At 42.4% G+C, this 23,699-nt stretch carries 20 protein-coding genes; 1 reads left to right on the forward strand and 19 read right to left on the reverse strand.

The features are described 5' to 3' along the window. Positions 1–30: 30 nt before the first annotated feature. Positions 31–762 (forward strand): VanZ family protein, encoded by a 732-nt coding sequence (locus tag PHG53_01310; GenBank protein MDD5380263.1) that lies wholly within the window; start codon positions 31–33, stop codon positions 760–762. Here the strand turns inward: PHG53_01310 and PHG53_01315 are convergent. The 19 genes from PHG53_01315 to PHG53_01405 all read right to left on the reverse strand — a co-directional run bounded on the left by PHG53_01315 (position 759) and on the right by PHG53_01405 (position 23,628). Continuing rightward, positions 759–2,015, reverse strand: coding sequence for a TIGR03790 family protein (locus tag PHG53_01315; GenBank protein MDD5380264.1), 1,257 nt, complete (start codon positions 2,013–2,015; stop codon positions 759–761). The genes PHG53_01310 and PHG53_01315 overlap by 4 nt on opposite strands. Before the next feature lie 28 nt (positions 2,016–2,043). Continuing rightward, on the reverse strand, positions 2,044–2,661 hold the full coding sequence (locus PHG53_01320) for a sugar transferase (GenBank protein ID MDD5380265.1): 618 nt from the start codon (positions 2,659–2,661) through the stop codon (positions 2,044–2,046). A gap of 138 nt (positions 2,662–2,799) precedes the next feature. Further along, complete coding sequence (locus PHG53_01325) at positions 2,800–3,870, reverse strand: hypothetical protein (GenBank protein MDD5380266.1); 1,071 nt, start codon at positions 3,868–3,870, stop codon at positions 2,800–2,802. A 208-nt stretch (positions 3,871–4,078) separates the two neighbouring features. Next, positions 4,079–5,110 carry a glycosyltransferase family 2 protein gene (locus PHG53_01330; protein ID MDD5380267.1) on the reverse strand — a complete coding sequence of 344 codons (1,032 nt, stop codon included), beginning with the start codon at positions 5,108–5,110 and terminating at the stop codon, positions 4,079–4,081. Next, entirely contained in the window at positions 5,110–6,339 is a 1,230-nt protein-coding gene (locus tag PHG53_01335) for a glycosyltransferase family 4 protein (GenBank protein ID MDD5380268.1), read from the reverse strand. Before PHG53_01335 ends, PHG53_01330 begins: the two co-directional genes overlap by 1 nt. 3 nt (positions 6,340–6,342) lie before the next feature. Next, on the reverse strand, positions 6,343–7,149 hold the full coding sequence (locus tag PHG53_01340) for a hypothetical protein (protein MDD5380269.1): 807 nt from the start codon (positions 7,147–7,149) through the stop codon (positions 6,343–6,345). Then, positions 7,149–8,114, reverse strand: coding sequence for a GNAT family N-acetyltransferase (locus tag PHG53_01345; GenBank protein ID MDD5380270.1), 966 nt, complete (start codon positions 8,112–8,114; stop codon positions 7,149–7,151). Before PHG53_01345 ends, PHG53_01340 begins: the two co-directional genes overlap by 1 nt. Beyond that, positions 8,095–9,213 carry a glycosyltransferase family 4 protein gene (locus PHG53_01350; protein MDD5380271.1) on the reverse strand — a complete coding sequence of 373 codons (1,119 nt, stop codon included), beginning with the start codon at positions 9,211–9,213 and terminating at the stop codon, positions 8,095–8,097. The genes PHG53_01345 and PHG53_01350 overlap by 20 nt, the downstream gene beginning before the upstream one ends. 401 nt (positions 9,214–9,614) lie before the next feature. Next, positions 9,615–10,661, reverse strand: coding sequence for a D-glucuronyl C5-epimerase family protein (locus PHG53_01355; protein MDD5380272.1), 1,047 nt, complete (start codon positions 10,659–10,661; stop codon positions 9,615–9,617). 76 nt (positions 10,662–10,737) lie between these two features. Beyond that, positions 10,738–11,949, reverse strand: coding sequence for a glycosyltransferase (locus PHG53_01360; protein ID MDD5380273.1), 1,212 nt, complete (start codon positions 11,947–11,949; stop codon positions 10,738–10,740). Beyond that, positions 11,921–13,360 carry an O-antigen ligase family protein gene (locus PHG53_01365; protein MDD5380274.1) on the reverse strand — a complete coding sequence of 480 codons (1,440 nt, stop codon included), beginning with the start codon at positions 13,358–13,360 and terminating at the stop codon, positions 11,921–11,923. The genes PHG53_01360 and PHG53_01365 overlap by 29 nt, the downstream gene beginning before the upstream one ends. A gap of 149 nt (positions 13,361–13,509) precedes the next feature. Then, complete coding sequence (locus PHG53_01370; GenBank protein MDD5380275.1) at positions 13,510–14,295, reverse strand: class I SAM-dependent methyltransferase; 786 nt, start codon at positions 14,293–14,295, stop codon at positions 13,510–13,512. Between the two features lie 73 nt (positions 14,296–14,368). Then, positions 14,369–15,760: a glycosyltransferase gene (locus PHG53_01375; GenBank protein MDD5380276.1), complete on the reverse strand. Its 1,392-nt coding sequence runs from the start codon at positions 15,758–15,760 to the stop codon at positions 14,369–14,371. Then, on the reverse strand, positions 15,757–17,229 hold the full coding sequence (locus PHG53_01380) for an oligosaccharide flippase family protein (protein ID MDD5380277.1): 1,473 nt from the start codon (positions 17,227–17,229) through the stop codon (positions 15,757–15,759). The genes PHG53_01375 and PHG53_01380 overlap by 4 nt, the downstream gene beginning before the upstream one ends. A 32-nt stretch (positions 17,230–17,261) precedes the next feature. Beyond that, entirely contained in the window at positions 17,262–18,605 is a 1,344-nt protein-coding gene (locus PHG53_01385) for a Coenzyme F420 hydrogenase/dehydrogenase, beta subunit C-terminal domain (protein ID MDD5380278.1), read from the reverse strand. 7 nt (positions 18,606–18,612) lie between these two features. After that, complete coding sequence (locus PHG53_01390) at positions 18,613–19,866, reverse strand: polysaccharide pyruvyl transferase family protein (protein ID MDD5380279.1); 1,254 nt, start codon at positions 19,864–19,866, stop codon at positions 18,613–18,615. A gap of 46 nt (positions 19,867–19,912) precedes the next feature. Beyond that, on the reverse strand, positions 19,913–21,013 hold the full coding sequence (gene wecB, locus PHG53_01395) for a UDP-N-acetylglucosamine 2-epimerase (non-hydrolyzing) (protein MDD5380280.1): 1,101 nt from the start codon (positions 21,011–21,013) through the stop codon (positions 19,913–19,915). A gap of 43 nt (positions 21,014–21,056) precedes the next feature. Continuing rightward, positions 21,057–22,157, reverse strand: coding sequence for a UDP-N-acetylglucosamine 2-epimerase (non-hydrolyzing) (gene wecB / locus PHG53_01400; protein MDD5380281.1), 1,101 nt, complete (start codon positions 22,155–22,157; stop codon positions 21,057–21,059). 76 nt (positions 22,158–22,233) lie between these two features. Further along, a complete protein-coding gene (locus tag PHG53_01405; GenBank protein MDD5380282.1) occupies positions 22,234–23,628 on the reverse strand; it encodes a hypothetical protein in 1,395 nt (464 codons plus the stop codon). Positions 23,629–23,699: the final 71 nt, after the last annotated feature.

Genomic DNA, 23,699 nt, shown 5'->3' on the forward strand with positions numbered 1-23,699 from the left:
AATTGATATATTGATGATTGATAATTGTAAATGGCTTTAATTCGTCGACCAAAGCTGACTATAATCTCGCTGCTGCTTTATTGGCCAGGTATTTTTATCCTCGCACATATACCTATTCCGCAAGTGGTTTACAGGGCCGGCGTGTCCGACAAAAGCCTTCATTTTCTTGTATATCTTATTCTTGTATTTCTACTGTGGTTCGCAATCAGTCCCGACAAAAAAGTGAACTGGCGCAGAGCTGCTGTTTGGTGGGTGCTTTTTGTGGTGGTTTGGTATGGGGTTGTCGACGAGGTGCTTCAGAAGTATGTCGGACGCAGTTGTGACGTTATGGATTTTATAGCAGATTTGACGGGCACACTTGCGGGACTGGTCTTGTTTTCATTTTTCACTTTTTGGCCGGTGGCACTTGTAGTAGCGGGCACTACTATCTTTACTGTAACGAATTTTACACGGGCGAATCTGGCTGACCTGGTTCCGATTACAAATGCGATGTTTAATCTTTTTGGCTACGGATTTTTTACTATGCTGTGGATTCAAAATATATCTATTTTCCTGCGGATGAAAGCTCCGAAGTTTAAATGGATAATAACAGCGTTAGCCCTGCCCTTATGTTTTTTATTAACGGTGAGATTATTTTCTGTAATTTTCGGCAAGGATTTCGGGGTGAAAGATATAATCGTCGCTGTCGCAGGGATAACAGCAGTTGTTGCCACAACTTATCTAATTGCTTTATGCCGTAAAGGGGTTTCGCGGGCGGCTTAGCCAGAACGACTTTGGCGGTTTTTGAAAGGTTTGTAGAGGGGGTCGCCTATTAAAACCATTTGCCAGGAATTAAAGGGGTTTGTGCGATAGTATGCCTCGACAAGACAGCGGCCATTGAATAGCTCCTGGAAAAAATCTTTTGGCGGCGGAAATGTATGAAGATACGGCTCGGCCACCGGTCCGAGCGTGACGGTTGCTCCGTCTTTGAGCATAGCCGGGCACCATTGGCTGCTGTTCGGGTCGCGAAGGTCAACAGCTTCCCAACTCGAAACGTGATACCCTATGGCGCCAGGAACGAAGTCGAAAGCGTCAACATACTTGCCCAGGCTATACCAGCCGCAATAAATGGCCGTCTGCGGACATGAATTTGGTTCGAAAAGTTTTTCTGTTCGCTCCTCTTCAACGGTCATTCCTGTTTGCAGTCTTGTAAGTGCTGCTAAATCCCGCAAAGATTGGTCAAAATGGCCGTACGAATAAGGATTTTTGTTATCTTTCCTGCCCCGTGAATCGATGTAAACAATGCCTCTTAAGCCGGTTTTTTCTGCCATTATTGCTTTATCGATAAGGCCTTTTGCAATCTCGAAACTCGGCCCATCAAGGCGGGAAACCATAAGCGTGTTAGTATAAAGACCAAGCGAATTATCCTTTAGTCTGTTAGGCTGCCAGCGATACAGTTCGTAATCGCTGAACAGAACCATTGACAACTCACTATCCACTGACGCATCTGTTTCTTTGCCGATGATATGGTCAATTTCTACTTGCAACTGAGCCAGTTTGAGTTTGGCATCTTTCATCTTCTTGGGAGTGTCGACTGTGCCATTGTGCTTTAATTGTTCAATCCTGGTTTTTTCCTGCTCAGCCAGATTTTTCAATTGCGTTAGATTATCCTGCTGGTTCTTTAACTGCCCGCGTTTTCCTACCTTTATTGGCACGCCGTAGGTTGTCAGGAGGCATTTGATTTTAATGGCAAAGTCAAAGTCAGCTAATTTTTTGCAAATAGGCTCAACAAGCTGTTTTTTATAATTATTTCTGTCGATTGTGTCGTTAAGGGATGCTCCTAAAGGCAAGGTGAGAATATTTTCTGCCGGTACGCCTCGTTTTGCGCAGTAATATTGGGCAAGCTGTACAGATGCTTCAATGTCGCTGTTTGCTATTACCAGAATCTCATCCGGCTCAAGCGCAAAAGCCGAAGCACTGCACAGGATATAAACCAAAAACCATCCCGTGATTAGCTTGCGCAGGATGGTTTTCATTTGCTGTGTCAGATATCCTAACATCGGTTTATTTTTTATTCTGCTCTCCTCTTGTAAATTCCGCCTGTGAATATTTTTTTTCGTATATATTCTTTCGACTAAACACCTGTGCGGCAGTTGTGAGAATTATCTTTAAGTCGAGCCATAGACCGGCTGTTTCAACATACTTTACATCAAGCTCAAGTTTTTCTTCACGTGTAAGTTCACCCCTGCCGGAAATCTGCGCCAAGCCTGTCAGTCCTGGTTTGACAAGCAGCCGTTTTTTTTGCCTTTCGTTCCACTCGGCCATCTGTGAAACATACAGCGGTCGAGGTCCAACAATACTCATATCTCCTTTTAATACGTTGAACAATTGAGGCAGTTCATCAAGTGAATATTCGCGAAGGAGTTTTCCTGTTTTTGTCAGGCGTGGGTCATCGCCTGCCTTTGGACTTGGCCCAAACGAGTCGGCATCAACTCTCATCGTGCGAAACTTGTAGAATATAAACGGCTTGCCATTTTTGCCTGCTCTTTCCTGTTTAAAAACAACGGGTCCACGGCTATTCAGTTTTATAGCTATTGCTATAACAGCGAAAACCGGCAACAGTAATACTATCGCCGGCAGAGAAATTGATATATCAAGAACCTGTTTAAAAACTTTCTTCATTAATTCACTTTGTATCTGCTTTAGCATCACAAATATTGCTGATAGCCTTGCGATACTCAAATCAACCTGACAGGCCCAAAAACACTAATCTTTCAATGTCGGATTTATGTGTTATTAATAAACAGGGCTGTTATGCCTTTATGCCTTATCAATTGGCGGCAGGCCCAATTTGTCTAATGCGCGCTGGATTTTTATCTTTGAAATACCGCAGGTGTCTCCTAATCGTTTCAGTGCTTCTTCCCTGGTTATTTGCCCATCGCGAATCAGGTTGCTTAGCATCGCCTCTGCATATGTTGCACCGGTCGTTTTCTGGAACATATAATTTTTTATATCAGCAAAGTCGCAATCGGCCTTCCAGGTACCGAGGCTGCCAGGCGGAGGCTGCCATCCAAGTTTCGATTGAATTGTTTCGATACACTCGGCTTCATTCCATTCAGCGTTAAAAAAGTAATCCACACAATATATGTCATGGTAACGAAGGCGTAAATAGGGAGTGTGGAGGGTAATGTATAGCAAGGAAACCTTGACGGAAATAGGCAAGTATCTGATAACAGAAGGGCATTTGGAGAGCAAAGATAATCCCTTTTTGAAAGTTTGCAGCATCTTTAGTAATTGATTCCTAAAGGAATGAGCCTTATCTGTCAGGTCTTCATCACGAAAAGCAGGCAGGATTTGGAGCTCTTCATATCTGTTGCCGCCGCAGACAATGGATTTGATATTATGCGCCTTTGCGATTCGAAAAACTTCCCTATTCACTAATTTGCAGACTACGCAGGTAAGATTAGCTATCTCCGGCAGCGGTTTTTTCTGCCATAAAAGAAAATACTTCTTAGCTACTTTTAAGTGGAGATCCCAAGGAAGTTTGATTTCTACCAGCTTCACGTTTAATTGTTTGACAATTCTTCTGACATTTTCTTCAATCACATCTGGGGTAAATGGCGTTCGATAGTAAGTTGCGAGAACTCTCAACTTGTGCTTCTGTGTTAAGAGGTACATCAGATAGGAGCTGTCTCGCCCGCCGCTTAGACCGACAAGACAATCAAAATCGCTTCCTCGTCCTCGGGCTCGTATATTTTCGATGATTTTATTGAGTTCATCTTCGGACGGCTCTGTTTCGCCACTTTTTTGAGCAGATTGTTTGGCGGCAGTGCATACATTGCATACGCCATCTTTGGAAAAAGTAATAGACTTCAAAGATTGTGGAAGCACGCAAAGGGTGCACCTGTTGCTTTTTCCAAAAAACTGGTTCTCAGAAAAAATATTGGAAGGTTGCTTGAGATTGGATTCAGAGCACATGATATTTTTCCTTAAATAGGGATATTCTCAAAGAGTTCTCAACCGCAGACAAAAATCTTTTTTAGCCACGCAGATATTACTGCGTACGTTGTTATTGTCACTTTGTGCGACAGTCTACAGCCTACGTTTTTCGATACGCCGGAGGTTGGCCTGTAATTCCTCTGCGAGGGTTAGGAAACTTGAATGGTATCGTTATAATTGCCCATATTGACCCGAGGCCATAAGCTAAATGCAACACGACAAATGACCACAAAACAAGAATGGCGGATGTTTTTGTCTGCCTGGCGATTTGAATTGTAACTACAGAAGCAGTGGAAAGATACAACATGATGTATCCGAGCAGTATCCAGCCAAGAAACCGCACCCAAAAGGCTCCTATAGCAAAAGTGATCAGGCCTGAAACAAAAAACATAGGTATTAGATGTCGCAGATTGAATCCTGAGCCGGAGAGCCAGATGGTGTAGGGGATCCATAAACCATTATTAAAAGCCTGCTGCCAAAGCCCCATATAAGTGGAACGATTGTAATACTTCAGTTTAATTTCGGGGGAGATAATAGTTTTGCCGCCAGCCTTAAGCAGGCGTTTGTTAAGTTCAAGGTCCTGATTGCGTACCAGTCTTTCATCATAAAGACCGATTTTTTCAAACACTTCTCTGCGATACATTCCGAACGGAACAATATCAACTTCCTGTTCGGGTCCTCCGGTTCTAAACGCAGAATTTCCCACCCCAAATCGACAACTGGTGGCCGCGGCGATAGCCGTACCAACCGCCGTATTTTCAGCAGGACGTGTAATCATATAGCCGCCAACCTGGTCTGCTCCAGTACGTTGAGCCACCTCAAGACATTTATCAATATAATCTGGTGCATATTCAGCGTGACAGCTAACGACCATTATGAAATCACCTTTTGCCTGTTTTACCCCAAGATTCATAGCAACAGGAGTAATCTTTGCGGTATTTGTTATTAATTTGATTCTATTGTCACGAGTTGAATGCTCCTTAATTATCTCAACAGTTCTGTCGGTGCTCATACCGTCGACACACAAAACTTCATGATCTTTTTTGTTTCCCGTCTGGGCGAGAAAAGAGTCGAGACACTTACCGATGAATTTCTCTTCGTTCCGTGTAGGGATAATGATAGATACAAGCATCAGCTTATAACCTCACCCTGTTTTGCCGCGATTAACAAAACGGCTTTGAGACGGTCGGCTAATTTATCTCGGTCAAACAGCTCCTCGGCGATTAGTCGGGCATTCTGTCCCATTTCAGCTAATCTATTTCTATATGATTTAAGATACAACACCTTCTCAACAAATTCATCCACATCACAAAGTTTACATCCGAATCCAGCCTGGTGTTTTTCAATCAGCTCTCTCTGCCAGCCTGAATAGTTCAGGAGCAGCGGCTTACCTGCTGATAGACCATCGTAAAATTTATTAAGCGAGGCGTGCCTTTCTATAATAGGGAATTTCCCAATCACAGCCATAATGACGTCCGCTGCCGCTATAATCGGAGGGAGCTGCTGTTTCGGCACAGAAGGTAAAATTTCCACATTTTTCAAACCAAGCTTTTGGACACTGTCTTGCAGGGCACCTTTTCTAAAGCCGTCTCCTACCAATACAAACAGAATGTCCTGATAACCTCTAAGTTTGTCGGCAGCCTCAATGATAAATTCGAGGCCAGTAATCTTCCCCATTGCGCCGGCATGTAGCAGTACAAGTTTATCCACCCAACCTTTTTGATGCCGAATTGCGCTGCCATCGATATCGGGTCGGAACAGTTCTGCGTCACAACTGTTCGGAATCACTGTTATGCTTTTGTTTTGAGTTAGTATATTCCTTATATCTTCGGCCATAGGCACTGATAAAGCCACAATCGCCGAGCTTTGTTTGTATATGGTCTTTTCAAGCCATAGAAGAATCTTTATGAGAACCCTGTTCTTGATTATGCCCATTTCTATTGGTGTCTCCGGCCACTGGTCACGAACTTCAAAAACAAAGGGGACACGTTTCAGACATTTTAGCGCTATAGCGGGAATTCCCACTGTCAGCGGAGTACTCGTTACGTATATTACGTCTATTTTTTTAATTCTCAGGCCCGTGTAAATACTGAAAAAACAAAAGGACAGAAATGATATTATTCTCCGAAAATACGATTGCTTATTGCTGTACTTGGTTCCAACAACGACCACATTTATTCCTTCTATAGTTTGTTTTTGTAAGATTCCCTTCCCCATCTCTAAACCGCCTATATCATAATACCCGGTTATGACTGTAACTTTATGCCCGGCTTTAACCCATCGCTTGGCAAATTCATATGAACGGGTACCAGTGGCGCCAAAAGGTGTTGCAAAATACTGGTGAATATAGAGTATGTGCATATACTATTTTTTCTCTAACTCCCGGATAGCTTCTCTGTAACTTATAAATTCAAATCTGCTGCTTTTCAAATAGTCAACTATCCAAACATACCAATCTTTCCAACTTTTGAAGCTGTTATTAAAATATCTGTCGTGAAATAAAACGGTGAAGTACTTTATGCCTTTTGTATAGGCCTCTTCTGTAATTCTTTTTGTTTTATCTTTAATCTGTCCGAGGTTCTGGTTTTGCCAGCGGCTATTGTTGCAAAACAGATGCCCATCCATAATATGCAGCGGAAACTCCCATAGGTTGCCAACTTTGTAGGGATTTTCAAGCTTATACAGACTGCTGTCAAATATATACCCGGCCTCATTTAGAAATTTGAGTGTATCTCTGGAATTCCGCAGGTAATGCATTCTTATACCGAATTTTTTCAAGCCTGATAAATTTTTAAAAATTTCATGTTCCCTATTTATTCCGTCAAAATTGTCAGATTCTATCCCGTGCACACCTACATCAAATCCTTTCTCTTTAATCTTTTTTATCCAGTAGTCAGCGTCCTCAAGTGAATAGGAAAGACCTAAACCATTATTTACTCCAACAAAAAAAGCAGAAGACACCTTGTTTTCCTTGTCAAATCCCATTAATTCCTCCAAATTATGGAACTTGTTTTTTGTGAGTTCCTTGAATCTTAAAAAATACTCCGTAAAATTTATTTTGCCGATAACTAATTCTATAGAGTTTCTAATTATGAATTTAGGGACTATTAAGTCCTTTTTGTGCTCCCATGCTGTAATGTGGTCAACATCATGAGATATTATAATCTTCATCAGAACAGCTCTCGCTTGAATAACTTTAACAGAATTTCTAAGGGTAATTTTGCCTTGTTTACCCGGTAATATGGTGTCAATTTCCCGCCAAATCCTCTAAAGTACCTTTCAATCTGCGGTACCATAGAGCCTTCAAAGTCGAATTGTTTCAATCCTAAGCTTTGAGCATGCTTTATCGCCTCCCACACAGCCAGAGCACCTGCTCCGTGATGCTTATTTTTATCGTCATAGCCGCCAAGCAGATAGTAAGCGGTCCTGCTGTCGCGGATGCAAAAAGAGACCGCTATGGGAATATTTTCTCTGAAGGCGGCAAAGGCAAAACAGTTATTCTTGTTTGCAAACTCAAAAAGCACCCTGTCCAGATAAACCTCATCAACAGCCAGGTCCTGTCTTGATAGAGTCTTAAACACCAAAGATTTGACTATCTTAAAGTCATTAACCTGTCTGACGACCAGACCGTCTCGCGAAGCTTTGTTTATATCGTTTCTCCTTTCGGCAGACATATCACTGCGAATATCGTCGACAGAGCTCTCCAAATCCAGCACATAGGTGTATCCCGGAACCACTTTGAATTTTTTCCACACAAAAGGCTGAGTATCCACAATCTCTTTACTCAGAGAAACCGAAACAATCGAACAGGGCAGCTTATCCAGAAAATCCGCCAGCAAAGACAAGGTTTCTTTCCAGTAATCCATAATCGCCACGGGATTTTTGGCTTTTACCTCAAGAAATGGTCCTATCATGGGTGTAAAAAGCGGGTTACGGGATAGTTTAAAACCCAATCTTCTCTCTGTATATATATGAAAACCTCCGATTATGCCGCCGTTTTTGTCGTAGATGCCGTATATACGCACCTTATCCGCGAATATCTTCAGCCAATCAAGGCGGCTAAAAACCGTTCCATGTTTTTCCGCCAGTTCATCGTATCTGGACTTTCCACTATTGCTAAGAAGGTTTATTTCCATTAAGAAGGCCTTTGTATAAATCGATTAGTTTTTGACTTTCTGCTTCCCAATTGTACTCTTCTTCAATTAACTCTCGGCCCTTATCACCTAACTTTTTTGCTTCATTAGAATTGTCCAAAAGATGTAGAATCTTTTCCGCAATATCCTTAGCGTCATAAGGATTTACAAACAGGGCGCATTCCCCAAAAAGTTCCTGCCAGTATGGGAAATTCGACATAACCATTGGTAAGGAGCAAGCCATATATTCAAAAGGTTTGTTAGGCATCGCTCTTTCTTGGTTAGGTACTGGGAAAAAGTTAATCAGTCCTACATCCGCTGTCTTTATCAGAGAATAATGCTGCCCGTAAGGAATTTGGCCCAAATAAGTGGCATAATTCCATTCTGTGAGATTTTCACATTCCTGCTTAAATTTTTCGCTTTCCCATTCCCCCAAAAGCCACAAATTCGCTTTATTTTCAATGAAATCCATCGCTTGGATAATTTCTTTAATTCCTCTTATCCTGCTTAATCCTCCGCTATATATAACAGTTGGCTTATTTTTCTTCCGATTAGAGGGCTTAGCTTTATCTATCAATTCCAAAATAGGTAAATTTCTCAATGTTATGGTTTTATTTTCAGGAAATTTTGCTGTTATATCAGGTGTTACTGTTGCAACGCCATCAAATATCTTAACAGAGAGTTTTTCAAATATGTTGAAAAGCACGGACATAATTTTCCTGAGTGTATAGCTGCCAATCCATTCCTTATTCAATATCTGTTCAGGATAGTCCTCGTGTACATCGTAAATAACTTTTCTGCCAAAAAGTTTTAATGCTAATCCAATAGGTATAAGCTCAGGGTCGTGAAAGTGATAAATCACCGCTTTCTGCTTCGACGCCAGTCTAAATGATTTCCATACTATTTTTGTCATCCTCTCAAATCTGCTCGTGGGCATGGGTAACGGAACAATCTCTACGCCATCAATAGTTTCCTTTTTGTTATGCTGGACAATAATAGTGACATTATATCCTGCCCGCGATAAAGTTTTTGCTTCTTTGTGAAAAACTCTATCATCAAAAGCTGAATGGGCGGAACTGAGATGACAAACTTTAATTTGCATTTTATCCTGTAAGAACCAACTCGACATTATATCGCATAATATTTAAACTGTATGTGGTGTAGCCTTACTATCCGTGTTTCATAAGCAGGCTTTTAAGCAGGAGATTAAGCAGGCTATGAAAAGCCTCTTTATTTCTCTTGCGTATGATTTGACTAATGACGGTCCCAATATACCCAAGGGTGCCCAGAACAAAACAATGGAAAGTGCACCGCTGTGCCTTTTTGCATGGGCGGCAAGGCTACTTTCACCCAATGGTCAACCACAAAGGTTCCCATAAGTTCACTTTACCTTACGCTCTAATCTTCACCAAAATTACCTGTTGAATCTCTATTTGAAAGTTATCAAGCTTGTTTTGCTAAGGACAACAAGACTTTAGCAAATCTCTCTGTATCAACTTAATCTTAAAATAATATTTTTTTTAAAAACGTAGGTATTTTTCTAACATCTTTTAATCCGAACTCTTTTGTTTGTCTCCAGTTGGTTAGAAAGACATACTTTGCTTTATCAGTCCAATTGCTTTGATAGCTTTCAAATTTTTTCGAATATTCCAGAAATTTTTCCTCTCCAGTGATCAAATATAGTGCTCTCAGTTGAGCTATGTGCAGAGAATTATAGCTGGGAGATGCTAAATGTTTTCTGGGCCAGCGGGAATACAACGACCAATAGCCGGCATCATACTCATCTACAACGGACAAGAATGTTTTGGCAATTCTGTCACAAAATTGTTTCGTTTTTGGTTCTTTTGTAACTTTGTGATATTCGTAAACACCGATGTATGCGAATATTGCTCCGTTAAGGATATCAGAAGAGATGGGAGTTGTCGGATATTCCTGTGGGAAAACATAGCCATCTTGTTTCACAACGCTAATCCCCCCCTCGGAAAGGTCATGGAAAATCGGCTCTATTGCCTTTTTGGCTGCACTTAGATACTCTCGCTGTCTCGTTTCACAAAATGCCCTCAATAAAACCGAAACCCCTTCTCCTTGGGCCATAGCGGAGTACCATGGATTTTTATATAATCCACCAGGATAGTCAATTTCGAATGTGTATTCCCAATAGAAGAAACCATTTCGTTTGACTAAGTTATCTCTCAACCACGCCGCGCACGTTAGAAAGGCCTGTTTAGCTTCCTTGTTCCCTGTGTTAAGATAGTAATCGAAAGCCCCCAGGGCATACTGACTGATGTATACCGGATGATAGCAGCCTCTATGTAGCGGCACACCGTTTCTGTCTAAGGGTATTGTTCCTATCAGGTATTTTCTCTCGCTGAGGTCAATGAAATAACGCCCTAAAGAAGAGTTTTGTAGATGAAATTCTTCATTGAGTGCCCATGGCTTCGGTATAGGTATACGCTTGATTTCGATGCATAAGACAAGAGCGGTAAAAAGAATTAGAAAAACAAAGGTTGCTAATATTATCCTCTTTAAGACACCTTTCCATTTTTTCATTCGTCTGATACCTCCATTTCTTTCGTTAAAAAGCCGACCACGGTATGAGATTTGCTAAAGTGTATAGCACCTTATATTACGCCACTAATGACCACAAGGCCTTTGCAAGTTTCTCCGCATTTTGTTCAGCATCAAAGAGCTTACGTACATAAGCAAGGCCGTTTTGTCCGGATGATAATCGAAACTCTTTATCAGTAATCATCTTCTCCATTGCCTGCCGAAGCTGACCGGTATCCTTTGCGTCAATAAGCAAACCTGTTTCTCCATCAACCACAGCCTCTGGAGTACCGCCGACCCGTGTAGCCACAACGGGCAAACCACAGTTCATCGCCTCAAGAACTGATTGGGGCATACCTTCGCTGTGCGATGGGAAAACCATAAAATCTGATGCTTGCAAATACTTCGGCACCTCCTCCGGCGAAAGCAGTCCCGGGAGTACTACCGCTCCATCTTTGTCTGCCCTTGTCCTAAGCTGAACAAGTTTTTCCATTGCAGGACCCGCCCCGACACAGACCAATCTGAAATCATGATATTTCTCAAAGAGTCTCCCTGCAACCGTCGTCAATTCGTTTATACCCTTTGTACGTGCAATAGAACCAACATACACTGCAACAATGTCACCATCTGCCCAACCTAGCTCCTGGCGAAGTTTTCTTTTGTTCTTGGGCGGTGAAAATTTCTCGCTATCTCTGCTAAGATACACGCATAGTGGCTTTCGCTTACACTTTCCTATTTCGGTCAGTTTTTTGCAAGTTGATTCGCTGACGCCGATAGGCAGATCAACTCTTTCCAAAATATCCCCGAGCTTCCGCCACAACGCCGGCAACTGTTCCGGATACATCATTATGTCACTGCCAATAGCCAAGCTGACTACCGGTAGATTCAATTTCTTGCCGAGAATTACCGCTGCTTCGGCATCTGGTATCATAGAAACACCTAAGATAACATCAAAAGGATTTTGCTTATGCCAGTCTCGGACTGTAGCTCTTAAAGCTGTGCCCATTGAAAGACCTTCAAATCTGCGAAACCACATCCCTGGTGGCCGGATGTATCCGACCAGCTTGGCCTGGAGTTCTTTTGGACCGGATAGCGGATTTGCAGGACCGTATTTTTCCCATCTGGACAAGCGATACAAAGGCCAGGGTATCCAGGGTCTCGGGACTAGGAAGTCACATTCAATATTGTATTTAGCCAGTTGCTGGGCCTCGCGACATATAAAGATCCCGTGCTGTTTTAACTGCTGACTCGGAAACATATGACTAATAGTTAATATCCGCAGCTTCTTCATCTATTTGCTCATCTATATATTTGGTTACATTGCTTTTAAGCCTACTTATATGTTCAATGCCCATAATGATTGCCAGGAATATCCAAAGGTCCTTCTGGTACAACTGCACCATATCCAAACCCATTACTAACAAAAACGTTAATACCGCTCTGGCATATAGTTTTTCTATTCCAAGCGGCATACGCTTTACAGTTAGCATCATTATAACTGCAAAAACCGTAAAAAGCATAGCGGCAGGTATTCCATAAATTCCGAGGGCATAAAAGAAATCATTGTGTGGAATGTGATTTTCGCCCGTTCGTTCAAACCATCCTACACTACCTGTTCCTGTTGGGTATTTTCCAGCAGCTTCAATCGCTTTCTTTATAAGATTGATTCTGTAACCAAGACTTTGCTCTGCGTATGAAATATCTGTTAATCGGGTAGCAACCGTTGTTTCTAGTCCTTTTTTCTTAATCAGCAGCGACGTAGAGGCGGAAGCTATCAAAATAATCACTAATAGTAGTGCCGCCAGTGCAGGCCTGCGCAATACCTGCCTGATGAATAATAGCGGCGACGAAATCGTAAAAACCAGGGAAATTAAACCGCCGCGAGAACCGGTTCTTATTACCATAATCGGCAGAGATACCAGTGCGATGAGATATATAATTCGCCAGAATATATGTTTGTCACGAATGAGCAGATAGAGCGTAGCAAAAAAGGCCATGCTAAGCAAGACTGCCATCAGATTCGCACCAATTGCTTCCCCAGCGGTCGCTGAATATCTTCCGCTTTCTTCTTCCATTGCTATCATCGCTGCGCCGCTTTTGTATGCTATTATAATCGTGCCTAATGTCCCAACAATGTATGCTCTTAGTGCCCAGTGAAAGGTTTTTTCACCATTTGTTTGTAGTATCCAATATACAATAAATACAAGTGTCAGAGACTGGAACTGGGTAAAGGCACGCTGTAATTCCAAGCCAATGTAGGGTGCTGCCAGCGATGAGAAAAATATCCAGATTGTGTATATGACTAACACCCATAACGCTTTATTTCGAACATGCAGGGAGGGTTGACTTATCATTAGGTTTAACAAAAAACTAACAGCAAGAGCTATACCAACTCCTCGGTCAAGACTGAATGTTGTTGCATAACCGACTCCAGCCCCAGTCGGCAGCACCAGCATCATCATACACAGCGCAAACGTGGGCTTTATCACCATTCCGATAAAAGTCGGTATCGCTATAATCAATGCTCCCAGCAAAGGACTTTTAGTAAAGTAAATTATCGCGAGCCCGAACAAAGATATTACAGTCCAAGTCACAAGAAGCAGTGTATTTATTATCGGCGGCAATTGGATATCCGAAGTCCGCTCAGACGGCTCATAAAGCAAGTCTTCTTTGCTTGTTTCGTTTGTATATGCGGTATACATAATTACCTCAAACCTCTGAATAGATTGCCATTCACCAGTATAAATAATGTCATTATTTAACTTAAGGTTATCTTGAAAAGAATTATTTTTCTTTTAACCTTTCAAGGCAAAAGATACAGGACTAGACAAACTTTGGATTAAAAGTTAGTTTAATCACATTTGGCCAGCATCATTGCGAAATCAGTGAAGAATAAAGAGCACAATTTTGGGGATATTTTAAACATGTTCGATGCAATTGTATGCAACAGCTTCATTTTTCTGCTTAACTTATTTTTGTAGTCATCTGATTTTAGATAATAGTCGAATACATTTGTAAAGCAGAAATCTGTCACCTGCCCCATATGCTGTTCGATTTGGCATTTAAGCTTGCGAAAGTTGTAAAAGTTGATATGCCCTGATGAGCTCATTCCTTTTTTCCTTTGTTCGCCTCGTCTGCACAGATTTAATGTTTCAAGGAAAAGATTATTTTCTAAAGGAACTTTAAACAAAACAAACGCGGAGATCCTCCTTAACTCTTCGAGAGCTTTTTCCGGGTCGAGGACGTGTTCGAGTACGTCAATCATTAGAGTGAGGTCTATTTGTTTATCATGGAAAGAGGTTTTGTTAATATTTTCATTTAAAGCTTGCTGAAGATCAGGGTTCTCTTTCTTTTGAAGTTCGAGCATACCAGGGCTCAGATCCAAAGCGAATTTATTAACTTTAATTTGATGCTTTTCTTTAATATACCTTGCAACTGCATTCAGAATTAAGCCTGCTCCCCCTCCCACATCCAGTAAATTAATTTCTTTTTTACCAATTGCAGCAGCAAATATATCGATAAAAGGAATAATTTTGCTGACTTTCCAAGAGGAATCCTCTTTGTGAAGCAACGGATTCTTGGCGATGTATTCATCTTCTGAATACAAATTACTGATGAGTTTGTTTGTAGGATCCATCCCAAAACCTCCTGTCGTAAAGCAAGCCCTCTGTGCTTATTTCATTTGCATATCCGGTATACATAATGAGGTTTCAACCTCCAAATAGATTACTCTTTTCTCTTGGGTTACTACCCCGCTTGATACAACCATCAAAACAATAGGCCAATTGCCCTGTTAAAGCAGAACGCTCATACTTCTTGATAAACTCGGGCAAATTATAACTCTGTAACTCACCGCGCTTATATTGCTCGAAAGCGGCCATAATCATCTTTAGAATCTCTTCTTCATTCGAACCATCAACACACCACCCGCCGCACTTGCTCACAAAATCATGTACCGGGCCCTGCGGAACCAGAGCCAAAATAGGTTTGCCCATACCCGCGTATTCATAAACTTTTGTCGTCATCGCCGCTTTTTCCATACCCGAGCCAACCAAAACCGCAATATGACTTTGGGCAAGTGTCATAAATGCATCCTCCTGTGGTATCCTGGGTACAATCTGAACTATATCGTTGATTTCAAGCTTCTCCACTTCCTTTATCAAGTCAGGATTCTGTCCGCCTATCAGTTTTATGTTCAACTTTTGCCTTTCTATAACACCACCCTTGACCAGTCGAGCCACAGCACGCAGGAATGGCTTGGCATCGCGCCCGCCGTAAAGAGAGCCGATACTCGTCATAACCAACGTCTCGGTCGGTGGACGAAGCTTACGGTACGGCGCAACGTCCTGCTCGTCATAGCCGTTGTGAATCGTCAGATACTTGTCAGGGTTGCCGCCAAACTTATCAATAAAATTTTGGGTACGGACTTCGGTGGTATTGACGACAAATCGAGCATTGCGGACACAGGTGGCGTCGAGTTTTTCACCCAGCCAACGATGAAACCGCGTCGGCGGAAACCACTGGGTATTCATCGTCCACTCATCCCGATAATCGGCCACCCACGGCTTATGCGTCAGTTTCTTGATTAAAAGCCCCAAAATATGTGCAGAATACGGCACCAAAGAGCTGTAGATAACATCACATTTACGCGCTAGCCACAACGCCTTTGGTAGAGCCAAAAGTATCCAGATAGCCTGACCATCAGGCAACAGCAGCCACCGTTGTATATAAGTGGCTATCCCCAAGGTATTTTCTGGCTGCAAGTTGCTTCGAGTAGATATATTTTTGTCCGCACGTTTACCGCTCTTAAAAAGATGGACATATTTTACCAGAAGATTTCGACATAAGTAAAATGCCGAAGCTAATTTCGATATCACTTCATCTAAATTGATTCGGATTGTAGGACGTATTTTTACACCCTGATTACCTTCGTATTCTTTTGTCCCTCCCCTGTAAGCGGTTAAGACTTCACTGTGCCATCCAAACCGACCTAAGTACTTAACAAACTTCCCCGACCTCAGTGCCCCTACAGTCGGAGCCGGTGGGAGATAATAACAAATCATCAGAACTCTTTTTTGTAGGTAATCCCTGTTTTTCTTCATTTTAAAGGTTTTTTTCTGCCTATGGTTTTTCGTATCATAGCCAGTGGCATCCGCAATAGTTCCCATTCGTCCGCGTGGATGCTTTTCGTCAGCGCTAAAGAAGTAAAAAATAATCCCACATAAATAATAAATCTAATTATAAGCTTAATAAGCAAATTTGACACGGGAACAGGAATCAGCCATAAAAGCACGCCGCAAAAAAGGCTTAGCCCAAGTATGCGCCCCAGGTCTTTCCATCGCATTACGTTTCCAAATCCCACATTAATTTTCCTGCGCAAAACAACGAGCATAAACAAGACAGCAGCTAAAGAACCGCAAAAAGTGCCAATGCTTGGGCCGATATAGGAAAGAAATCCGTGCCTGCCTGCGAACAGAAGAATTACACTAACGAACGCATTCACAATAAAAGATAACAATGCGGCAATAGCAATTGGTTTTGTGTATCCGATTGCCCGAAAAATAGCCCCGTAAATCGCCACTCTAATCGGCAATCTTGCCAAATAAATCAAAAACGGCCAGGCTGCCTGAGAGTAAGCTTGTGTGTACATTAAAACGATGAAATCGTAGCCGCAGACCAGAAAAAAAGCAAAGGTCGGGAAAATCAGAAGACTGCTCTTGCGAGTAGCCTCATGCCAAAGATTAAGAGAATTCAGGAGCCGACCCTTTTCTGCTTCCACAACCATATTGGGCATAATCGCCGAGCTGAGACTGGCGGTAAACAGTGCAATAAGCGGCAGCTCTAATGCGCCTGTGGAATAAACCGCATAAACTTCTTTTGAGAAATAGTATGAAATCAATATACCGTCTAATTTAAGGTTCACAATCCCAATGGTCGTCGTAGCCATCAACGGCCAGCAATAGTTCAACTGTTCAAGCAATAGACTCTTATTGATATGCCACTGCCCGAACGGCGAAAAGTATATCATCATCAGGGTACCGATAACCGCAAATATTGCTCCAATCAGTATTTTACTCCAAAGAGCTTCGGCTATCCCATACCCCAAAGCAAAAATCATAACGACAGTAAGAATCATTAAGATGGAGTTAAACATGCTGTAAAGACCGGAGAATAGCGCTTTATCCAAACTAATAAGGAAGGAAGGTATCAACTGAACAATTCTATCGAAAAATGGAAAACAGGCAAAAATCTTTATCAGCGGCGCTATCTCAGGATTATTAAACTGTTTTGCAAATAGACCTGCTGAAAAGAACATTGCTAGTCCGGTCAACAAAGAAATGATACCTGTTATCAGAAGAGTCTGGGCTACAAGATTTCGCCGCTTTTCTGGCCCATACTTTGGAAGAAAGTAGTAAAGGCTGCTTTCAATTTGTATGGTTAATATGCCCGTTAGCAGACCATACACAAGCAGTACCTGTCGGTAACTTCCGAGCGTTTCCTTGCTGATAAGACGGACAAGAACAATGCCTATTATCAACTGAGTGGCTTGGGTAAGACCCTGAAACAACATTATAAGAATACTGCGTGTTCTAATTCGCACGTTTAATTCAAACCCTCATTTTGAAATTTCGAACAAATTTTTTTCCTTCCCCTCAGCATCCGGTATATCTTCCAAATAGCCCGTGGAAACAACCGGATAAAGTTACGAAAATGCGATATCCCAAGAGGCAGCCAGAGGGGGACTCTTGGGATTAGTTTGGAACCAAGAGGTTTATCGGTAAATAAGGTAAAAGCAAATAAAAAACGGACTTTGAGAGATCTATGATTCTTAAAGGACCGAAATTCTTTGAGCTTGAAATAATTTGGCAAAATAAAGTTACGACGTTGCATTTCATTGGCGAAAGAAAATGCTTGGCTTGTGTTCAAATCTAGTCGCTGGCCCCGTATTATTAAATCAGCATCGGCCTTTTCAATGTGAATTTTACCAGCTTTCTCTGCTTGCAACAATATTTCATGAGCGGTTTGCGAGCGAACAATAACCGCACTTGGCACAGTTTTGTCGGCAACAAGTCCATAAGGGTCACCTACAGACATATCGCTGAGAGCATTTAGTTTATCAAGGCACAAACGGCAATGGATAGGTGTAAAAAATTCTCTTGCACTAGTTCGTCTGTTTCTTGGAACATTGAAGATATGACCGGTATTATCTTCTATACGAATATCGCCGGGCCATCCTTTCCATTGCTTGTTTCGATAGTCAAAGGTTTTAACATTTTCGCTGCGGATTCTTGCGGCTCGAACTAAATAATCGGCGGCCGCATACGTCAAAACACGATCACAAAACAAACCTATTTTCAAAATAATTTTACGGCCAAGCGGTTTGATTACTTCTGTCGCGAGTTCGAGTCCCTGCATATGGCAGCCAAGACCTACAAAAACAATAGGGCCTTCAGTTTCGCGGACTTGAGCGATGAGTTGATTTACTGGAACAGGACAGTATTTACTTTGCGAGACGTTCATTGCCATCTGAGGTGTTGTAATTATTTGAGCCATCGGCCTCAATGGCTTTTCGGGGTTATCCAACACACACAAGGCAGCTTTGGCAAAACCCGTTTCAAGGCAATAAACAAGCATGCTCCTGACAAATCCGCCGGTTTGCCCTTTGGAAATAAACGTCTGGTCTTGACTCTTAGCCAGACAGGCATAGTTAAATTGACCAACATAGGGACATCCGATGTTTTCACGCATTTTATTGAGAGTATGAAGTTGCGGACATACCTTGCTGCAAAGACCACACTCATTACAAAGCTCTTTTGTTATTTGCGGAACCAGCGAACCCTGTGGAGTTTCTACCATACGAAGAGCAACATTACTACACACCCCTACACAAGTTCCACAACCAGTGCAAATATGATTATTTACAACTGTTAAGATATTTTTTGACACTGATAGCTTATTTCTGTTTTATGATATTAATGACTTTTTTAAAAGTATTTTGCATGCTGTTTTCTATCTCAGGAACTTTCTCTTGGAGCTTTTTTTGGATTTGTTCCCGCTGCTTCCAAGCTCTTATTATCATTTCAAGAGTTTTCCCGTCATCTTTTTTTCTGACTGGATCGGCTATAAAATCAGATAATTCAACCTGTTCCATCAACTCGTCATATTTGTGAGACCAGCCTATAACAGCAACCGGCGTACGCATGGAGAGGGCAGCTACGAGACTGTGATACCGGCTTGCAATCAACAGTTCAGAATTTCCTATCACCGATTTGACCTGTCGTGCAGATTCACTGCCGGAAAACATTCCCAAACGGGTATTAGGTCCCATCAATTTCAGCAGTAATTCACATAACTGCGGATCATTGCGGCGATTATATGATGCCTCGTGGGGAATCAACACGACATTACAGTCGGTATTTTCCAGGAAATAATGAATGACTTCCAGGAGGATTCGCACATAGCGATTGTTTGCATCTTCCCCTTCGACTCTCTCATAAATTCGCATATTAGGTGTTATAGTAATTACCGGCAACTCGCTACTTCGCAGGCCTATCCCATTTAATAACTGACGACTAACAGCTTGGGTATTATCTACTTCAAAGAGAAAGGCAATATCATTGCAGTAATGAACATCCGATGCTTTTGCACATTGTGCATTGACAAGATAGTCGTAGCTAACCTTTTCTCTTGCACAGATAAAGCTTGCTTTTTTCAGAGTCCAGCGGGTAAACACCCTAACCCATATATTTCTAAACGGTCCCCAAGACTGTGGCATAAAAATAACCTTATTGTCTGCATAATAAGCCCACATGTAATTTAACCATCGCTGGAAGGACGCACGCGGACCGAACTGGTCACTTGAGACGAAACCGGCAATATCGATTACAAAATCGGTTGTCCGAAAGATATTATCGAGCTTATCTCGGGACTCGATAGTTCCATATTTCTTACGTTGTTTCATTCCGAGTACAGCTGCAGCCAATTTCAACACCTTGTTCAAGCGGCTTCTGCGCTCTGGGTATATAAGATTGAACCCGTCTTTTTTTAGTTTTTCAGCTTCGGATTCATTAATTGGTGTCGTCCAAAACTTTACATTCGGAAATACCTTTTTTACCTGATCCCTGACAACAAGCATCATTGCCTCGGCACCTTTGCCGATATAATTACCGCCAACGATCATAATATTGATAATTTTATTTGTATCCACAATTTCACCCCGAGATGCTTATGGGGCCAAAGACGATTTCAAAAAATCAAAGGGAGAACCGCTGAAGTATATCCGCAATTCTTTCAGCTGCTTTGCCATCCCAGAATTTCGGAATTCTGCCTTTTGCTTCGAAGTTGTTAGCTTTTATTTCATTGTAATGTTTAAGTATGTCTTCAGTCTCGATATGTACAAGGCAATTTGTGCCTTCGGTTACAGTTACAGGCCGTTCCGTATTTTCACGCAGTGTCATGCACGGTATTTGGAGTATTGTGGTTTCTTCCTGAATGCCGCCGGAATCGGTTATGACCAAAGCAGCGTTGCTCATCAGATGCAGAAAATCCACGTAGCCAATCGGCTCAAGCAGAATAAGGTTTGTTATTGCTTCTATCCGCTTCTCAAGCTTACCACGTCTGATATTATTTCGTGTGCGAGGGTGCATCGGAAAAACCAGCTTTAAATCCTTCTGGATTTCTTCAAATGCGGCTATAATCTCAGCAAATTTATCGAAGTCATCGACGTTGCTTGGCCTGTGAAGCGTAATTGCTGCATAACCTTTTTTCATAAGCCCAAGCCTGCTCAGAATATCTGATTTCTTTGCCCTTTCACGATTTTCCATCAGGGTGTCGATCATAACATTGCCGACAAAGTGCACCTTGTTCGAATCAATTCCTTCTCTGGCGAGGTTATCAAGACCTGCCTGCTCGGTTACAAAGAGCAAATCACAGATGGAGTCAGTAAGGAGACGATTAATTTCCTCGGGCATCGTTCGGTCAAAACTTCGCAATCCTGCCTCTACATGAATTAACTTGACTCCGAGCTTTACCGCAACAAGTCCGCACGCAATCGTGCTGTTTACATCACCGACCACCAACACATAATCCGGCTTGAAATCCAGAACAACGGGCTCAAAATGCTTCATAATTTCGGCCGTCTGAATGGCGTGACTTGCTGAGCCTACCTCCAGATTTATATCCGGTTTGGGAATCCGGAGCTCATCAAAAAACAACCTGCTCATATTCTTATCGTAATGCTGGCCTGTATGTAACAGCAGTGTCTCAAAATTGCCTGCTGCCTCAAACGCCCGTATAATCGGCGCAATCTTCATGAAATTGGGTCTGGCGCCACATACGCAGATAATTTTTATCATTTGGTCTTGTTTCTCAAGTGAGTGATTAACGGCCCGGACGGCCTTAGATCTGATTTACCTGTGATTCAAGGAGAATCCTGCAGATTCGTTCTGCTGAGTGTCCATCTCCATAAAGCATACTGTTATAAGCGGTTGACTTGTTTTCATTTTGCTTGACCGCATCTACGATTCTTTGCCGCTCCGCCCCGGCTAAAATATTACAGCCGGCCTCGACAGTTTCAACCCATTCAGTCTCGTCACGCAAAGTAACGCAGGGAACGCTAAACCAGTAGGCTTCTTTCTGGATGCCTCCGGAATCGGTCAGTATCAGCCGAGAGTTCTTTTCGAGCATCAGCATGTCAAAATATGCAACCGGATCAATGACACGGACGTTTTTACTGATATTGGTCAATTTTTTGCCCAATATCTTGCGGGTTCGGGGATGCATCGGCAGGACAACGGGGAAATCGATTTGACCGAATGCGGATAAGATGTCATCCATACGTTTGGTGTCATTGGTATTTTCTGCTCGGTGAATTGTGGCAACATAATAACCTTTGGACGGCAGTTCAAGCCTCGACATTATTTGGCTGGACTGTTCCGCAAGATTGACATTGAACAGTACCGAGTCATACATAACATCACCTACTTGATGCACACCATCGGTGATGCCTTCTTTTTGCAGATTTTCAACCGCAGTATCTGTCGGGCAAAACAAAATACTCGACAAATGGTCTGCTACAAGACGATTAATCTCTTCCGGCATTTTGCGGTTAAATGACCTTAAACCGGCTTCGACATGAGCAATCGGAATATGAAGCTTGGCTGCCGCCAAAGCGCCTGCCAGGGTCGAGTTCGTGTCGCCATAAACTAAAACAATATCAGGTTTTAACTCCAGAAGGACTTCTTCGACCTTTTCCAGCATAAGCCCCGTTTGCCTTCCGTGTAGCCCTGAGCCAACTTCAAGATTAACATATGGTCTGGGAATTTTTAATTCATCGAAAAATACTTTCGACATGTTCTCATCGTAATGTTGGCCGGTATGCACAATCTTTTCGTCAATTATACAATTGGGATTTTCGGTATTATATTTGACGATAGCTCGGCTGACAGCCGCCGCCTTTACGAACTGAGGTCTGGCGCCACATACACAGATAATTTTCATCATTTAGTTAATCCGCCAAAATATTTTCTCGTTGCTACAATGACTTTTTCAAATATTGGTCGCAACTTGAAGCTATTTACGGGAATACTTCTGGTTTGCCCTGCGAAGAAATCAGTCTTGCGGCCCAGGCGATTAGGCAGATAGGTGCTTCTTTCATCCCTTTGTTCTGACCGATGACATTTAGGCCGCCATTGGCTAGGTCCTCCCCCAGTGAGATAAACAGTGCCTTTAAGCTTTCATCATAAGCAGCGAGCCGATGCCATCCAAACCACACATTACCTTGTCGGCCCGGCCCCATACTTAGTGTGGGGTCTGTTCCATCTATCATGTTGTTAAAGTAAAACAGGGGCTCTTTCTGGGCAACCCAGATGTTTTTCTTAAAGGATACAATCAGATTATTTAAGGTTATTTTTTGGGGCAACAGCCCCTTTTCAAAGGCTTGGCAGGCTGCCCAGATGGTTCGATTGGCATGTGAGGTATCTAAAGTACCGTATTTTACTAAATCGCTTGCCCCCCATGACCATATAAGAGTACCATCTGCCTGATGATAAAGCCCCCAGTCGCTAGGCACTTTACTGCGGTAAAGAGCATCTGGGTAAGGTTCATCCAAACTGGTTTTTTCTGTAAGATAAATGTCAAACAATAACTTTGACCAGTTGCGGTAGGGGTATTTTTGATATCCCAGTTCACTCAAGTCAAGGCAGATGCCGGCGAACTGTTCTCGTACGTCGCGACTTCTCGCTATGTTCGCAAGCAGGTATATATTGGATTGGGAACCAGTGAGCTTTTCAAAAGTTAAATTTGGATTGTAGTACCACCATTTTTTGATGATTTTCTGTTCAACAAAATCAGCAATCTCCTGCCAGCCGCTCACATTTGCCTGTTTAAGTACAGAGGCAACCATCATAAAGCCGTGTGAACCTTGGAAATCGTTAAGTTGGTTGTGACCACCCATGCCAGCAACCTCCTTAACATAGAAGCAGGGCCAAGTTCCTCTCTCCTGGCCATACCATAGTAATGTACGCTGGTTTGATTTGGCATCTGCTATTGCTTTTAAAACCAGCCCTTTAGCGGTTTCAAGATAGTCGAGCTTGTTTGTTGCACGGTACATATCGAGAAGGGCTTGGAGTTCCCGGCGTAAACCATAAACTTTGTTGTCCTTCGCAAAGTTGCGTGATGAATCGAAGTTGTCCTGATAGTATTGGTCAAATGCCGTAGTTAAGCGGTAAAGCCGGGCGACCTTGTTCTGGTCATCCGGCGATAGATAGCCAGGATTCGGCGAAGGCAGGTTGGGGGGCGAGTTGGCCGTCTGCGAATCTGAAACTTTATCTGTGGAAGTCTTGTCCGCGACATCATTCACTGAAGAATCGGTGCTTGTCCCTGCGGCGGACTTCAAAAGAATAACAGAAATAAGCGTTATCGTTGCTGTAATTCTAACATCCCGCAAAATTTTTGCTGATTTCTTTGTCATAATCACCCCACCATTTCCCAGCCGGTCAACATATTACTCTTACCGGCTCCTGGTCATCTGCGAAATTTATT

The organism is Phycisphaerae bacterium, from assembly GCA_028714855.1.
In the GTDB taxonomy this organism is placed as follows: Bacteria; Planctomycetota; Phycisphaerae; order Sedimentisphaerales; family Anaerobacaceae; genus CAIYOL01.

Bases quoted from the DNA above. Each gene is read 5' to 3' on its own strand.
- PHG53_01310 (MDD5380263.1), top strand. From the start codon at position 31: ATGGCTTTAATTCGTCGACCAAAGCTGACTATAATCTCGCTGCTGCTT.
- PHG53_01315 (MDD5380264.1), bottom strand. From the start codon at position 2,015: ATGAAAACCATCCTGCGCAAGCTAATCACGGGATGGTTTTTGGTTTAT.
- PHG53_01320 (MDD5380265.1), bottom strand. From the start codon at position 2,661: ATGAAGAAAGTTTTTAAACAGGTTCTTGATATATCAATTTCTCTGCCG.
- PHG53_01330 (MDD5380267.1), bottom strand. From the start codon at position 5,110: ATGCTTGTATCTATCATTATCCCTACACGGAACGAAGAGAAATTCATC.
- PHG53_01335 (MDD5380268.1), bottom strand. From the start codon at position 6,339: ATGCACATACTCTATATTCACCAGTATTTTGCAACACCTTTTGGCGCC.
- PHG53_01340 (MDD5380269.1), bottom strand. From the start codon at position 7,149: ATGAAGATTATAATATCTCATGATGTTGACCACATTACAGCATGGGAG.
- PHG53_01345 (MDD5380270.1), bottom strand. From the start codon at position 8,114: ATGGAAATAAACCTTCTTAGCAATAGTGGAAAGTCCAGATACGATGAA.
- PHG53_01350 (MDD5380271.1), bottom strand. From the start codon at position 9,213: ATGCAAATTAAAGTTTGTCATCTCAGTTCCGCCCATTCAGCTTTTGAT.
- PHG53_01355 (MDD5380272.1), bottom strand. From the start codon at position 10,661: ATGAAAAAATGGAAAGGTGTCTTAAAGAGGATAATATTAGCAACCTTT.
- PHG53_01360 (MDD5380273.1), bottom strand. From the start codon at position 11,949: ATGAAGAAGCTGCGGATATTAACTATTAGTCATATGTTTCCGAGTCAG.
- PHG53_01365 (MDD5380274.1), bottom strand. From the start codon at position 13,360: ATGTATACCGCATATACAAACGAAACAAGCAAAGAAGACTTGCTTTAT.
- PHG53_01370 (MDD5380275.1), bottom strand. From the start codon at position 14,295: ATGGATCCTACAAACAAACTCATCAGTAATTTGTATTCAGAAGATGAA.
- PHG53_01375 (MDD5380276.1), bottom strand. From the start codon at position 15,760: ATGAAGAAAAACAGGGATTACCTACAAAAAAGAGTTCTGATGATTTGT.
- PHG53_01380 (MDD5380277.1), bottom strand. From the start codon at position 17,229: ATGTTGTTTCAGGGTCTTACCCAAGCCACTCAGTTGATAATAGGCATT.
- wecB (MDD5380280.1), bottom strand. From the start codon at position 21,013: ATGATAAAAATTATCTGCGTATGTGGCGCCAGACCCAATTTCATGAAG.
- wecB (MDD5380281.1), bottom strand. From the start codon at position 22,157: ATGAAAATTATCTGTGTATGTGGCGCCAGACCTCAGTTCGTAAAGGCG.
- PHG53_01405 (MDD5380282.1), bottom strand. From the start codon at position 23,628: ATGACAAAGAAATCAGCAAAAATTTTGCGGGATGTTAGAATTACAGCA.